14 protein-coding genes are annotated in these 14,440 nt (G+C 60.6%); 9 read left to right on the top strand and 5 right to left on the bottom strand.

The genetic code is table 11. The features are described from left to right. Positions 1 to 44 precede the first annotated feature (44 nt). From BMZ70_RS21740 to BMZ70_RS21730, 3 genes are all read left to right on the top strand, one after another. A complete protein-coding gene (locus tag BMZ70_RS21740) occupies positions 45 to 941 on the top strand; it encodes a LysR family transcriptional regulator (protein ID WP_092279345.1) in 897 nt (298 codons plus the stop codon). A gap of 18 nt (positions 942 to 959) precedes the next feature. Continuing rightward, the gene (locus tag BMZ70_RS21735; protein WP_092279343.1) at positions 960 to 1,442 is read left to right on the top strand and encodes a hypothetical protein; all 483 of its coding nucleotides are present in this window, start codon (positions 960 to 962) and stop codon (positions 1,440 to 1,442) included. Between the two features lie 126 nt (positions 1,443 to 1,568). After that, positions 1,569 to 3,137, top strand: a complete 1,569-nt coding sequence (locus BMZ70_RS21730) for a methyl-accepting chemotaxis protein (RefSeq protein ID WP_092279341.1) — start codon at positions 1,569 to 1,571, stop codon at positions 3,135 to 3,137. 120 nt (positions 3,138 to 3,257) lie between these two features. On the opposite strand, the gene BMZ70_RS21725 is transcribed toward BMZ70_RS21730, so the two are convergent. The 4 genes from BMZ70_RS21725 to BMZ70_RS21710 all read right to left on the bottom strand — a co-directional run bounded on the left by BMZ70_RS21725 (position 3,258) and on the right by BMZ70_RS21710 (position 9,892). Continuing rightward, the gene (locus tag BMZ70_RS21725) at positions 3,258 to 6,842 is read right to left on the bottom strand and encodes a M1 family aminopeptidase (protein WP_092279339.1); all 3,585 of its coding nucleotides are present in this window, start codon (positions 6,840 to 6,842) and stop codon (positions 3,258 to 3,260) included. A 9-nt stretch (positions 6,843 to 6,851) separates the two neighbouring features. Then, positions 6,852 to 7,745, bottom strand: a complete 894-nt coding sequence (locus BMZ70_RS21720) for an ABC transporter ATP-binding protein (RefSeq protein WP_092279337.1) — start codon at positions 7,743 to 7,745, stop codon at positions 6,852 to 6,854. Between the two features lie 167 nt (positions 7,746 to 7,912). After that, complete coding sequence (locus tag BMZ70_RS21715) at positions 7,913 to 9,109, bottom strand: ABC transporter permease (protein WP_092279335.1); 1,197 nt, start codon at positions 9,107 to 9,109, stop codon at positions 7,913 to 7,915. Positions 9,110 to 9,112: 3 nt separating this feature from the next. Further along, positions 9,113 to 9,892, bottom strand: coding sequence for an ABC transporter ATP-binding protein (locus BMZ70_RS21710; RefSeq protein WP_092279333.1), 780 nt, complete (start codon positions 9,890 to 9,892; stop codon positions 9,113 to 9,115). 112 nt (positions 9,893 to 10,004) lie between these two features. Here BMZ70_RS21710 and BMZ70_RS21705 point away from each other — a divergent pair, with 112 nt between their 5' ends. Continuing rightward, the gene (locus tag BMZ70_RS21705) at positions 10,005 to 10,439 is read left to right on the top strand and encodes a hypothetical protein (RefSeq protein ID WP_092279331.1); all 435 of its coding nucleotides are present in this window, start codon (positions 10,005 to 10,007) and stop codon (positions 10,437 to 10,439) included. A gap of 35 nt (positions 10,440 to 10,474) precedes the next feature. After that, entirely contained in the window at positions 10,475 to 11,116 is a 642-nt protein-coding gene (coq7, locus tag BMZ70_RS21700) for a 2-polyprenyl-3-methyl-6-methoxy-1,4-benzoquinone monooxygenase (protein WP_092279329.1), read from the top strand. 198 nt (positions 11,117 to 11,314) lie between these two features. On the opposite strand, the gene BMZ70_RS21695 is transcribed toward coq7, so the two are convergent. After that, positions 11,315 to 11,740, bottom strand: a complete 426-nt coding sequence (locus BMZ70_RS21695) for an OsmC family protein (protein ID WP_092279327.1) — start codon at positions 11,738 to 11,740, stop codon at positions 11,315 to 11,317. Between the two features lie 225 nt (positions 11,741 to 11,965). Here BMZ70_RS21695 and rplM point away from each other — a divergent pair, with 225 nt between their 5' ends. From rplM to erpA, 4 genes are all read left to right on the top strand, one after another. Further along, positions 11,966 to 12,394 (top strand): 50S ribosomal protein L13, encoded by a 429-nt coding sequence (gene rplM, locus BMZ70_RS21690; protein ID WP_056157909.1) that lies wholly within the window; start codon positions 11,966 to 11,968, stop codon positions 12,392 to 12,394. 9 nt (positions 12,395 to 12,403) lie between these two features. Continuing rightward, positions 12,404 to 12,796, top strand: a complete 393-nt coding sequence (gene rpsI / locus BMZ70_RS21685; protein WP_092279325.1) for a 30S ribosomal protein S9 — start codon at positions 12,404 to 12,406, stop codon at positions 12,794 to 12,796. Between the two features lie 165 nt (positions 12,797 to 12,961). Continuing rightward, positions 12,962 to 13,999 carry an N-acetyl-gamma-glutamyl-phosphate reductase gene (gene argC, locus BMZ70_RS21680; protein WP_092279323.1) on the top strand — a complete coding sequence of 346 codons (1,038 nt, stop codon included), beginning with the start codon at positions 12,962 to 12,964 and terminating at the stop codon, positions 13,997 to 13,999. An 85-nt stretch (positions 14,000 to 14,084) separates the two neighbouring features. After that, positions 14,085 to 14,435 (top strand): iron-sulfur cluster insertion protein ErpA, encoded by a 351-nt coding sequence (gene erpA / locus BMZ70_RS21675; RefSeq protein ID WP_092279321.1) that lies wholly within the window; start codon positions 14,085 to 14,087, stop codon positions 14,433 to 14,435. Positions 14,436 to 14,440: the final 5 nt, after the last annotated feature.

The following is a 14,440-nucleotide window of genomic DNA, read 5'->3' as shown; positions in this document are numbered from 1 at the left end:
AGTAAAGCAACTTAAATTCACTTTTTGTTTCCCATCAGGAAACCATGAATCTCAGCGATTTACGCATCTTTGTCAGCGCCGCGCGCCGTCCTTCGCTGGGCGCGGCGGCGCAGGAGATGCATTTGACGCCATCGGCCGTCTCGAAAGCCCTCAAGCGGCTGGAGGATGAGCTGGGCAAGCCGCTGTTCGACCGCAGCGCCAAACAGCTGGTGCTGAATGACAGCGGCCAATTGCTGCTGAGTCGCGCGCAGACCTTGCTGGCGCTGGCCGACCAGGCCAAGGCTGACCTGATGGGCGAGCAAGCCGCGATCGACAGCCGCATCGGCGGGCCGGCGATTTTGTTGTGGCGGCACGGTGGCACGTTATCGCATGCGCTGCAAGCGTATCCCGATGCCAGCCTGCGCATGCAGGCCATGTTTGAAGACGAAGCACTGGCGGCGCTGGCGCGTGGCGATATCAACGCCGCCATCGTCACCAGCGATGTGATCGAAGGGCGTGGCGAGCATTGGTCGGAGGAGTGGGAAGTCACGCCGCTGGGCAGCATCACGCTGCACCTGATGGCGGGCAGGCAGCACCCGCTGGTGAAGGCGCGCAAGCTGAAGGCGAAGACGGTGGAAGTCCTGACGCACGACTTCGCCTGCCCGTCGCGCTCGTTGTTCTGCGGCGTGCAGCGTGGCGCCCATTCCGACGGCTGGCGCGACGACCAGCTGCCGCGCAAGATCCGCTACTGGACCGACGACCTGCAACTGCTGCTGACGCTGGTGAAAGCCGGCCAGGCGCTGGCCTACCTGCCGGACTTCGCGCTGGCCGATAGCGAACTGCGCCGCATCGAAGTGGTCGACTGTGCCTTCGAATGCGTGGAGCACGTGGCGCTGGTGTGGAACCGTGCCCAAGCCAGCGCCTGGCAGCGAGAACTCGCCGCCGCACTCGGCCCAGTTTAGTGCTATATTGAACTTATCATGACCGTCTCGCTCAACACTGTTACCTCCAATGCGGCTTATCAGCCGTATGTGCCGACCGTCGCCCCGGCGTCGTCGGCTGCGGCGTTGTCGTCGCAGGCGGTGAGCTTGTCGGCGCAGTCGGCGGTGGTGGCGTCGCTCGGTGGTTCTACCGGCGCCACGGTGTACACCCCTAGCGGTCTGCTCACCACCTTGCAGCAGGCCGGTGCGGTCGAGGAGCCGGTCAGCGTGCCTGACGAGGGCAGCAATGTTGATACTTCCACCACGGCGCAGCAGGCGCTGAATCAGGGCATCGTCTCGACGTTGGCGTCCAGCGCTTCCGGGGCTGGCGTTTATACCGGCGCCGGTACGGTCGGCGGACTGTCCGAGCAAGCCTCCGCCAACTGGGCGGAACTGCTGAAAAGCAATCCCAATCTTGCCAGTACGGTCATTTCCAGCTCCTTTAACTCGGGCCTGGTCAGCTCGCTTGTGGTTACTGCGTAGAGCAATAAAGTCTTTTCCGTGATAAGCTATTGATTCTTTAGGGCAACTTAATTTCTTCTGCCTGAATCGCAGTTTCAATAGTAGCAACGCTTCGTCCCCAACATCGCCTTCGCGGGCGCACTCATCATGAAAAATTTGAAAATTGGCACGCGCCTGGCGGCGGGCTTTGGCTTGGTATTGGCGTTAATGATTTTGATGACGGTCATCGGCATCCGTCACATGGGCACGGTGGCCGCGGCCACGCGCGACATGATGCAGCAGCCGCTGGCCAAGGAACGCATGATTTCGGACTGGTATCGTTTGATTCACACCAGCGTGCGCCGCACTTCGGCCATTTCCAAGAGCTCGGATCCGTCGCTCGGCCCGTACTTTGCCGAAGAAACCGCCTCGTCCACGGCCGAGGTCAACGGCTTGCAGAAGAAGGTCGAGCCGCTGCTGGAAAGCGATGAGGAAAAAGCCATCTTCAGCGGCATGATGGACAACCGCAAGCGCTACCTCGCCGCGCGCGACGCCATTGTCGCGCTGAAAAAAGAAGGCAAGCTGGAAGAGGCTGCCGAAGTGCTGGATCAACGCTTCACGCCGGCCGGCAAGGCTTATCTCGGCTCGCTGAGCGGCCTGCTCGATTTGCAGCGCAAGAGCATCGATGCCAACGCGGCCCGCATTGAAGAGCTGTATGAAAGCAGCCGCACCTTTATGATCGTGTTCGGTCTGGTGGTGCTGGCGTTGGGCGGCGTGTGCGCATGGCGTTTGACGCGCGGCATCACGGTGCCGCTGAGCCAGGCGGTGGAGATTGCCGTCGCCGTGGCGCAAAAGGATTTGACCTCGCATATCGAAGTCACCAGCCAGGATGAAACCGGCCGCTTGCTGCAAGCCTTGCAGCAAATGAATGATGGCTTGATCAGCATCGTGACCGAAGTGCGTAACGGCACGGAGAGCATTTCGACCGCATCGAGCCAGATCGCCGCCGGCAACCTGGATTTGTCGGGCCGTACAGAAGAACAGGCGTCCAGCCTGGAAGAAACCGCGTCTTCGATGGAAGAGCTGACCCAGACCGTGAAGCAGAATGCCGACAACGCGCGCCAGGCCAATCAGCTGGCGGTGAAAGCGTCGGAAGTGGCGCAGCGCGGCGGCGGCGTGGTGTCGGAAGTGGTGACGACGATGGATGCTATCACCGGTTCCTCGCGCAAGATCGCCGATATCATCAGTGTGATTGACGGCATTGCGTTCCAGACCAATATCCTGGCGCTGAATGCGGCGGTGGAAGCAGCGCGTGCCGGCGAGCAGGGCCGTGGTTTTGCGGTGGTGGCGTCGGAAGTGCGCAATTTGGCGCAGCGCTCGGCAGCGGCGGCCAAGGAGATCAAGACGCTGATTGATGATTCGCTGGAGAAGGTCAACGCCGGCAGCGCGCTGGTCACGCAGGCCGGCAGCACCATGAGCGATGTGGTGGACAGCATCCAGCGTGTCACCGATATCATGGGCGAAATTACTTCGGCTTCGCTGGAGCAGAGCAGCGGTATCGAGCAGGTCAATCAGGCGATCGGGCAGATGGATCAGGTCACGCAGCAGAATGCGGCGCTGGTGGAAGAGGCTGCGGCTGCTGCGGGCTCGCTGCACGATCAGGCTGATGCGCTGACCGCCATCGTGTCGGTATTCAAGCTGCACGAGGCACCTGCCACCCACCTGCGCCTGCGCTAACCACCGTCATTCCGCCCACTGGGCGAAATGACCTCCGGCGGAGGCCGGAGCCCATAGAAAGCATGCGTTACCTTGTTGCATGCTGTGTATGGGTTCCGGCCTCCGCCGGAATGACGGGGTTTATTGGGTTTGTAACTCGACGTTAATCATGTTGTCGTCCGGCTTGCGGTCGATCAGTTTGTTATCCGGATCAATCCCCGCCTTGGCCGGACGGCCATTCACCACCACCGTGTAGCGGTTCTCTTTCTGCGCGACCAGCATGCGCTCGCGGAACAGGCTGCTGCCATCCTTGTCGTCGACGCCGACATCGATCCAGTCGCGCAGCGGCACGTCTTTCTCTTCGCCTTGCTCACCGGCGCGCACCTTGGCTGCGCTGACCGCGAAGCTCACCTCATACCGTCCATCGCTCAGCTTGCGCGCCGTCGCCGAGACCGCGTGGTTCTCGTACAGCACGATATTGTTGAACAGGTCGTCGATCAAATATGCCTGGTCGGCTGGCGTGATTTTGCGCAGCGCATCCACCAGCACCGTCACGCTCGGATACGGCCCGGACTGGCGGCCATACTGGTTCAGCACATCCTTCAGCGCGGCGTTGACCTTGGCCTCGCCCAGCATGTCCTGTAGTTGGTACATGGCCAGGCTGCCTTTGCGGTACTGGATGTAGTTCTGATTTTCATTCTCCGCCAGCGGCAGTTCCTTCTTGCGCTCGAGCGCGCGGCCGATCAGATACTGGTCGAGGTCGTAGTGCAGGAAGCGGCGCATCTTGGCCGCGCCGAAATTCTTCTTCATCACCATCAGCGCTGAATACTCGGCCAGCGTTTCGCTCAGCACGGTGCCGCCGCGCGTGTTGCCGCTCACCAGCTGGTGGCCCCACCACTGGTGTGCCACTTCGTGCGCGGTGACGTAGAACGGATAGTCGATATCCTTCGGATTCTTGTCGTTGACCTTGGCGATGAAGCCCACCGATTCCGAGTACGGAATGGTGTTCGGATACGACTGCGCAAACTGCGCATAGCGCGGGAATTCGACGATGCGCACCAGCTTGTGCTGGTACGGCCCGAAGTTTTTGGTGTAGTAGTCCAGCGACTCCTTGATGCCCTTGTCCATACGCTCGAGGTTGTACTCGTGCCCCGGATGGTAGTACAGCTCGATGCCCACGTCCTGCCACCAGTCGCGCTTGACGAGGTAGCGCGCCGACTGGAAGGCGTACATGTTCAGCATCGGCTGGTCGACCTTGTAGTGGAAATAGCGGCGGCCCTTGCTGGTCCAGTCCTTGACCAGCATGCCTGGCGCGATGGCGGTCTGGTCGGCGCTGGTGCCGACGGTGGCGTCGAAGCTGACCCAGTCGGCGTCGTTGCCGGCGAAGTTGTTGGCCAGGCCGGCCGGATCGTCGCGCGGCAGCATGCGTTCGCGCGCCGCCAGCTTGTGTTTCTTGCGGTCGCTGGCGTCGTTCAGTTCCCAGTCCTGCTGGTAGCCGATGTGCGGCATGATGCCGTTGTTGAAGAAGGTGCCGTTGCCGATCACCGGCGTGTCGCGCCCCAGGCCCAAAATGCCCAGCGGCGAGTAGCTGATGTCAAACTCCATCGCCAGCTGTTCGCCAGGCGCCAGCGGCTTGACCAGCTTGTAGCTGTAGAAGCCCAGCTCTCCATCCTGCAGGCCGTTGCGCACTTCCTGGCTGAAGCGCACGCGGTACTGCGCCACGCCATTGTCCTGTGAGACGATGATGTCGCTGACCGGCTGCGTGCTCTTGTTCACCAAGGTGTAGCGACCCTTGACGATCAGCATGCGCTTGTCCGGCCAGATGTCCACGTTGAGCTTGACGTCGGTGATGCGCGGCTGCGGCAGTACGGCGTACTGCTTGTACTTGCGCTCGTAGTCGGCTTTTTCGGCTTCCTTGTGGTAGGCCGATTTGAAGCAGTCGGCCACGTACTGGTTGTAGAACAGCACGCCGCCGGCGCTGGCGAAGATCAGCACGCCCACGGCGATGGTGGTCAGCACCGGCACGGTCAGCGCGTGGCGCGCCAGCTGCAGGCGCTGGCGCCAGCCGTCGTTGGTGCCGCGCGCCCAGAACAGCAGCGACAGCACGATCAGCAGCAGCGCCGCGCCGCCCCAGTAGGCTTCGTACCAGCGCTCGCGCACCAGGAAGTGGCCGTAGCCGTTCATGGCCGAGTAGGTGATGCCGGGCATGTTGCCGTAGATGAGCATCGGATTGTCCAGCCCGATGCTGCCCGCCGTGATGCTGATGATGAAGTAGACGATCATCGCGAAGTAGGCGATGTAGCGCTGGTTGATGATCACTTGCAGCGCAATCGCCAGCACCGCCGTCAGTGCGTAGCCCGGCATCTGCACCAGGAACAGGTGGTACAGGTACAGGCCTGGCTCCAGCAGGAAGTAGCCCTGGAAGATTTGCACCGCCATACCGGTCAGCATGATGATCAGCATCAGCAGCGCCTGCAGGCCGATCAGCGCGAACAGCTTGGCCAGCAGCGGCAGCCAGCTTGGCACCGGCAATGCATCCAGCATCTGGCCCATGTGCGCTTCGCGTTCGCGCCAGATCAGTTCGCCCGCGTAGAAAGTGGTGATCACCATCATGAACAGCGCGAAGGTGCTGCTGACCACTTCCAGCACCTGGTAGGTGACCGGGTAGGTGTTGGTGCCCCACAGTGATCCCATGTCCAGCGAGGATGCGCACATCATCAGCACGCCGGCCAGCACGATCACCAGGAAGTAGATGTTCTTGGTGGTTTCGCGCAGGTTGAGCCAGCTGGAACGCAGCAGCAGCCAGCCGAGGCTGCGGGCCTGGAAGTCCGGCTTCTCTTGCGTGTTGGTGGAGGTGTGCGACAGGTGCTGTGGAATCTCACCTTCGCCGGTGCTGGTGCGCTTGCCATTGCCGCTGTCGCTGTTGGCGATGAAGTGGAAACGCCAGTAGCCGACCAGCAGGCCGGCCAGCGCGGCCGAGGCCCAGATCACGCGGTTCAGCAGGTACACGCCTTCCGGCACGAACAGGCGGGTGTTGCGCTCGATGATGGGCCAGTATTCGGTCAGGCGGATCACGGCGGTGGTGCCGAACGGATCGATCAGGGCGGCGAAGGTTTTGTAGTCGAGGTCGCGCGCCAGGCCGGGCGCCACCATGTAGCCGATCAGCATCACCACGCTGGAAATGTAGACCGGCAGCATGCGCCGCGTCAGCGCCGCCAGGATGAAGAACACCGCGCCGAAGATGAAGATGTTGGGCAGGATGACGATCAGGTAGGGGATCACATAAGCGATCGCATCCGCATGCGCCAGCCGTTCGGGATCGATGCCGGGGATGAAGCTGCCCAGCCAGGCGCCGAGCAGGATGCTGGTGAAGATCACCGCCAGCGTCATGTAGGCGCCGAGGAAGCGGCCGAACATGTACTCGTGTTTTTTGATCGGCGCACTGAAGAAGAAGTGCTGCATGTCGTACTCGAAGTCCTGCTGCACCGAGCGCCCCATCATGGCGGCGATGACGATCACGCCGATCGAGCCGAGGAAGCTGGTGGTGAACATGAGCGAGCGCGGCGAGTCGATCAGCTGGCTGCCGAAGGTGACCGAGGCGCCTTTGAAGAAGCCGCCGGCGGCGGCCATCCACAACATGGTCAGCGCCAGGAAGCCGAAGAAGTACACCCAGGTGGACAGCAGCTTGAGGCGCTGGCGCGCTTCAAAGAAGGCGATGGCAAACATGATCTGCCCTTAATCGCAGCTGTTCGCGGCGCGATGGCGGCCGGCGATGGTGGCGAAGTAGACGTCTTCCAGGTCGCCGATGGCTTCCTCGAAGCCGTCGCCGGGATCGGTGTCGCTGTAGACGTGGATCAGGGTGCGGCCCGACAGCAGGCGCGACGAGATCACCGGATGGCGCAGCTGGAACGAGGGCAGGTCGGCCTTGTTGATGAAGCGGGCCCAGATCTTGTCGCTGACGTCGTGGATCAGCTCCTGGGTCGGCCCGCACAGCAGCAGGTGGCCCTTGTTGATGATGGCCATGTTGGCACACAGGTCGGCCACGTCGGACACGATGTGGGTGGACAGGATCACGGTCTTGTCTTCGCCGATATCGGACAGCAGGTTGTGGAAGCGCACGCGCTCTTGCGGGTCGAGGCCGGCGGTCGGCTCGTCGACGATGATCAGTTTCGGATCGCCCAGCAGCGCCTGGGCAATGCCGAAGCGCTGGCGCATGCCGCCCGAGAAGCCGCCCAGGCGCTGATGGCGCACCTCGAACAGATTGGTTTGCTGGAGCAGGCCATCGACGACTTCGCGGCGGCGGTTGCGGTTGCTCAGGCCCTTCAGCACGGCGAAGTGGTCGAGCAGTTCGTAAGCGGTCACTTTCGGGTAGACGCCGAAATCCTGCGGCAGGTAGCCGAGCAGGCGGCGGATTTCATCCTTTTCATCCAGCACGTCCATGTCGCCGAAGAACACCGAGCCGGAGTCGCATTCTTGCAAAGTTGCCAACGTGCGCATCAGCGTCGACTTGCCGGCGCCGTTGGGGCCGAGCAAGCCGAACATCCCGGTCGGGATGGTGAGCGAAATATTGTCCAACGCAACGACACCGTTGCTGTAGGTCTTGGACAAGTTGCTGATGCTTAATTCCATGCTAACTCCAGATTCTGCGCGACAAACCACTTTTCACATGATGGCATTGTATTGAATTTGATCCATAGTCGGGGCGCCATTGCGATGTACAGCAAATTGACGCGCCAGAGTGCAGAATTGGCGGAACAGGCCGTTCGGACTCATGCATGGTTGAATAGACAACTTATTCAATTCCTGAACAAAACCTGCTCGCGGTTGAACCACCAGCGGCACAGGGCCAGCAGCAGCCCGGCGGTCAGGGTAGTTGACAGTAATATCACGGAGAACATGCGATAGTCCATCGTCCCTTTGACCAACTCCTTCATCGCCAGCGAGACATTGGTCAGCGGCACCATCGCCCATTTCCAGTTCAGCTCCACGCCGGGCAGCAGCGCCGCCAGCGTTGGCAGGATGGTGACGATGATCAGCGGCGAGATCAGCCCTGCCGCCTCCTTGTAGCTCTTGGCGTAGACCGAAATCGACAGCAGGATGGCGGCGAAAATGGCGGCGGTCGGCACCAGCATCAGCGCCACCATGATCAGGTCCAGCACGCCGATGGCGCGCACCATCAGTACCAGATCGCCGCCGATCTGCGGGCCGAAGAAATGCAGCAGCACGCCCATGCTGCCTATCATCAGCAGCGCCGAGGTCAGGCCAATGGTGAACAGCATCAGGAACTTGGCCAACACGATGGCGGTGCGCGAGACCGGCGCCAGCAGCAGGGTTTCCAGCGTGCCGCGCTCCTTCTCGCCTGCGCCGGTATCGATCGCCGGATACATGGCCGCCATCAGGCACACCATCAGCAGCACATAGGGCAGCATGCCGCCGATCACCGCGCCCATCTGCTCGCGCTTGTCGGCGGTGGAGTGGTCTTCCAACGTGATCGGATCGAGTGCGAACGCCAGTTGCTGCTTGTTGAGGTTGAAGGCGGACAGGGCGCGCTCGCGCAGCTCGCGGTTCTCGTTGCCGATTACCGCTTGCACGCGCTTGCGGGTGAGGTCGATGGCGGCGGCGCTGTTGTAGTGCAGCTGGATCACGCCTTGCTGCTGGGCGCCAAGCTGGTCGTTGAGGCCGGACGGGATCACCAGCGCGAACTTGATGCGATCGGCGGCGATGGCCGCCTTGATCTCGTCCGGGCTGGCCAGCACGATTTCATGGAAGCCCTTTTCTTTCGCAAAGCGTTCGGCCAGTTGCGGCGCGTGTTGCTGGCCGAAGATGGCGTAGGCCATGTCGGCCGTGCTGGCCTGCTTGAACATGCTGGACGACAGGAAAGCGAAGCCGCCAAAGATCAGCGGCATGGCGAATACGGGAATGAACACGGTGAAGAAAAAGGTGCGGCGGTCGCGCGCCAGTTCCAGCAATTCCTTGAGGTAGATGGTCCACATGGTTCAGGCTTCCTTGTTGATGACGCCGACAAAGGCGTCGTACAAATCGGCGCTGCCGCCGAGGTGGCGCAGCTCATCCATCGTGCCGTGGAAGGCGGTCTTGCCGTGGTTGATGATGCACACGCGGTCGCACAGTTTTTCCACCTCGTGCAGGTGGTGGGTGGAGAAAATCAGCGGCACGCGCAGCGCCTTGTAACTGGCGATAAAGTCGAGCAGGATCTTGGCCGACATCACGTCGAGGCCGGTGGTGGGTTCGTCGAGGATGACGATTTGCGGTTCGTGCACCACGGTGCGGGCGATGGCGCATTTCTGCTTCATGCCGGTAGACAGCTGGTCGGCGCGCTTGTTGCCGAACTCGTGCATTTGCAGCAGGTCGAACAACTCGTCGCAGCGGCGCTTGAGGTAGGCCGGACTCATGCCGTGCAGGCGGCCGAAGTATTCGATGTTTTCGCGTGCGGTGAGGCGGCCGTACAGCCCGGTCGAGCCGGACAGGAAGCCGATGTGCTGGCGCGCGACCAAGGGATTTTCCAGCAGGTCGATGCCGTTGGCGTGGATGCTGCCGGCGTCGGGCTTGAGGGCGGTGGACAGCAGGCGCAGGGTGGTGGTCTTGCCGGCGCCGTTGGGGCCGAGCAGACCCAGGACCTCGCCCGGCGCACAGCGGAAGCTGACGTCGCGCACCGCGTGGAACCAGCCATCGTGATCGCGCGGATCGCGCGCCGTTGCAGTTTTGCCGCCGCGCGCCGGCAGGCGAAAGCGTTTGGCCAGGCTTCTTACCTCGATCATCGCGCTTATCCCAGAGTGGAAAGTTTCAAGAATAGCATGTCAAAAATCTTGCACGCAAGCTACTGGATTCACAAAACTCTTGCTATAGTCGTACAGGGGAGCCTGGTGAAAAATGAATGCACAACTCAAGGAAAAAATACTGGCGGTGATGCAGAGTGGCGTCGACCGCGACGAAGCCACCGGTTTCTTCCGCGTGGCGCTGGGGCTGTACTACCTGTCCGGCCTGATGACCAAGGAAACGCTGGACTTCAAGCAGCTCGACCGCGATTTCAACCGCTTCATCTACCACACCATCGGCAAGGGCCACAGCATCACCAGCATCCTGCAATACATGAGCGGCGAGAAGGTGGTGCGGGTGGTCGAATCCAAGCGCTTCCTGCGCGCGTTTGCCGAGCACTGCACCGAGGTGCCGCTGGAGAACATCCCGTTCCTGCTGGGGCTGAACCTGGGCGTGGCGAAAGACATTTCCAAAATCGACGTGCGTGGCCCGGTGGCCGACTACATCGAACGCCAGCGACAGCTGCGCGAAGCGGCGGATGCCAGTTAAAATATTGCTTTCTGTTTGACGATACGGGTTTGCTCATGGCCGCACATCACCACACTCCGCTGGACCGATTCATTGCCGGCGCCGACAAGGCGCTGCGCGTGGTGAGCGGCGTCGCCTCGGCTTCGCGGCCGACGCCGGCGGCGCATGCGGCCGATGCGGAGATGAGCGAAGCGGAGCGCCGCCATGCGGCCGGGCTGATGCGTGTGAACCATGTCGGCGAAGTGTGCGCGCAAGCGCTGTACAACGCGCAGGCGCGCTTTGCCCGCACTGAAGAAATTCGCGAGCAGTTCGAGCATTCGAGCCGCGAGGAAGAGGACCACCTGGCGTGGACCGCGCAACGGCTGGGCGAGCTGAATTCACACATCAGCGTATTGAATCCGCTGTTCTACGCCGGTGCCTACGCGCTGGGCACGGTGGCTGCGGTGCTGGGCGACGCCCGCAGCCTGGGCTTCGTGGTGGAAACCGAGCGGCAAGTGGAGGCGCACCTGGAAAGCCACCTGGACAAATTGCCGCCGCAAGATGCCAAATCGCGCGCCATCGTCAACCAGATGCGCATCGACGAAATCGAGCACGGCCAGGCCGCCCAGAACCTCGGCGCCGCCACCGTGCCGGCGCCGGTGCAGCAAGTGATGTCGGTGATGGGCAAAGTCATGACCAGCACCGCGTATTACATCTGAGTCCTCATTCGGGGTCAGCTCTGTCATTTGGACACGCAGAGACGATATCTGACAAATATCAATACAGGCACTTCGAATCTGGAGTAGCGGCTGGTGCTGCTGATCTGGAGTTTGTAATGACTAAATATTGTGCAGTGCTTTGATATTTCTCAATTGTCGTCTGCGCGTGTCCAAATGACAGAGCTGACCCCGAATTACTTAGGCGACTTCGACGATCTCGAAGGAGTGGGTGATTTCGGCGGTCTTGCCCAGCATGATCGAGGCCGAACAGTATTTGTCGTGCGACAGGGTGATGGCGCGTTCCACTGCTTCCGGTTTCAGGCCTTTGCCGGTCACCACGAAGTGGAAGTTGATCTTGGTGAACACTTTTGGCTCGGTGTCGGCGCGTTCGGCTTTCAGCGTGCACTCGCAGCCACGGATGTCGGCGCGGCCTTTTTTCAGGATCAGGACCACGTCGTAGGCGGTGCAGCCGCCGGTGCCCAGCAGCACCATTTCCATCGGACGCGCCGCCAGGTTGTGGCCGCCGCCTTCCGGTGCGCCGTCCATGTTGACCAGGTGGCCGGAGCCGGTCTGGGCCAGGAAACTCATGCCCGACGGGCCATTCCAGCTAACTTTGCATTCCATTGCACATTCTCCGTGTGAAAAACTTTGTCCATATTGTAATGGACCCCGCCAACCCTGTGTTTGTGCGGCCTGAACGCTATATCGGGCTTGACTTGCCAGCCTTCAAGCGGTTATCATTGTCGGCTTTCCATTCGCTCAGGAAAGTAAATAAAAAGGCCGAGTCCGCTGATGTTGCTGGCGGAACCACCATTTGAGCGGTAATTTCTATATACAGAAAGTCATCACATGAAAACTTTTTCCGCTAAAGGACATGAAGTCCAGCGCGACTGGTTCGTGATTGACGCGACGGACAAAGTCCTCGGACGTGTTGCCAGCGAAGTGGCACTCCGACTGCGCGGCAAACACAAGCCTGAGTTCACCCCTCACGTCGATACCGGCGATTTCATCGTCATCATCAACGCAGGCAAACTGCGCGTGACCGGTACCAAAGCAACCGAGAAGACCTACTACCGTCACTCGGGCTACCCAGGTGGCATCTACGAGACCAACTTCCTGAAAATGCAACAGCGTTTCCCAGGTCGTGCTCTGGAGAAGGCCGTTAAGGGCATGCTGCCAAAAGGCCCACTGGGCTACGCAATGATCAAGAAGCTGAAAGTGTACGCCGAAGGTTCGCACCCGCACGCTGCCCAGCAACCTAAAGCACTCGAAATCTAAGGAACTGACATGATCGGTAACTACAATTACGGCACCGGCCGTCGCAAGAGTGCAGTAGCTCGTGTGTTCATCAAAGCTGGCACCGGCCAGATCATCGTTAACGGCAAGCCAGCGTCGGAATACTTCTCGCGCGAAACCGGCCTGATGGTGATTCGTCAACCACTGGAACTGACCGGCAACGTTGAACGTTTTGACATCAAAGTCAACGTCCACGGCGGCGGCGAGTCCGGCCAGGCAGGTGCAGTTCGTCACGGCATCACCCGCGCTCTGATCGATTACGATTCGGGCCTGAAAGGTGATCTGGCACGCGCAGGCTTCGTAACCCGCGATGCACGTGAAGTTGAACGTAAAAAAGTTGGTCTGCGCAAAGCACGTCGCGCAAAACAATTCTCGAAGCGTTAATTTTTACGCTCTGGTGCGCTGCTTGCGGCGCATCACCGAAAAAGCCGCCGGCCTTGTGTCGGGCGGCTTTTTTACCATTTGGCTCCCGTCATACGCCGGTAGCCGTTGCCTGATAAAATGGCACCCATTTCTCCACGCATCTCCTCACACTTCAAGGAAAGAACAATGATCAAAGTTGGCATCGTCGGCGGCACCGGATACACCGGGGTAGAACTGCTGCGTTTGTTGGCAGTCCACCCGAACGTGGAACTGACGGCAATCACCTCGCGCAAAGAGGACGGCTTGCCAGTGGCTGATATGTTCCCTTCGCTGCGTGGCCGCGTGAACATCGCCTTCTCGTCGCCGGACAAGGCCGACCTGACCAAATGCGACGTGGTGTTCTTCGCCACCCCGCACGGCGTGGCGATGGCGCAAGCGCCGGAACTGTTTAAAGCCGGTGTCAAGGTCATCGACCTGGCGGCCGACTTCCGCATCAAGGACAAGGTTGTCTTCGAAAAATGGTACAAGATCGACCACACCTGCCCGGAACTGCTGGAAGAAGCAGCCTACGGTCTGGCCGAACTGAACCGTGACAACATCAAGAACGCCCGTCTGGTCGCCAATCCGGGCTGCTACCCGACCACCATGCAGCTGGGCTACTACCCGCTGCTGAAGAACGCGCTGGTCGATGCCGGCTCGCTGATCGCCGACTGCAAGTCGGGCGTGTCGGGCGCCGGCCGCAAGGCGGAAATCGGTACTTTGTTCTCGGAATCGTCGGATAACTTCAAGGCCTACGGCGTGGCCGGCCACCGCCACACGCCGGAGACCTCGGCACAGCTGCAGAAGTTCACCGCCGACAAAGTCGGCCTGATCTTCACCCCGCACCTGGTGCCGATGATTCGCGGCATGCACTCGACCCTGTACGCGCGCCTGACCAAGGACATCAGCAACGAAGACTTGCAGAAGCTGTTCGAAGACCAATATAAGGACAGCGCCTTCGTCGACGTGATGCCGTTCGGCTCGCATCCTGAAACCCGCTCGACCCGTGGCTCGAACATGCTGCGCCTGGCGCTGCACCGTCCGGACAACGGCAACACCGTGATCGTGCTGGTGGTGCAGGACAACCTGGTCAAGGGCGCATCGGGCCAAGCCGTGCAATGTATGAACCTGATGTTCGGCCTGGAAGAAACCACCGGCTTGACGCAAATCGCCTTGTTGCCGTAAAACCCGCAGTTTTTGCGGGCTGCGGAGCATAAATCACACCAAGGGTCTATAATGGCCTTTAATTGTTTTCTCGTAGGAGTTAGAAATGAATGCTGTTGCCGAAATGCCAGCACCTATCGTTTTCACCGATAGCGCTGCTGAAAAGGTCGCCCAACTGATCGAAGAGGAAGGCAATCCCGACCTGAAACTGCGCGTATTCGTGCAGGGCGGCGGCTGCTCCGGCTTCCAGTATGGTTTCACCTTCGACGAAATCGTCAACGAAGACGACACCACGATGGTCAAGAACGGCGTCCAGCTGTTGATCGATTCGATGAGCTACCAGTATCTGGTCGGCGCGGAAATCGACTACAAGGACGACCTGGAAGGCGCCCAATTCGTGATCAAGAACCCAACCGCGACTTCGACCTGCGGCTGCGGTTCCTCGTTCTCGGTATAAATTCG

It is taken from the genome of Duganella sp. CF402 (assembly GCF_900109645.1).
Taxonomy (GTDB): domain Bacteria; phylum Pseudomonadota; class Gammaproteobacteria; order Burkholderiales; family Burkholderiaceae_D; genus Rugamonas.
This window is presented reverse-complemented; position numbering and strand designations above follow the sequence as displayed.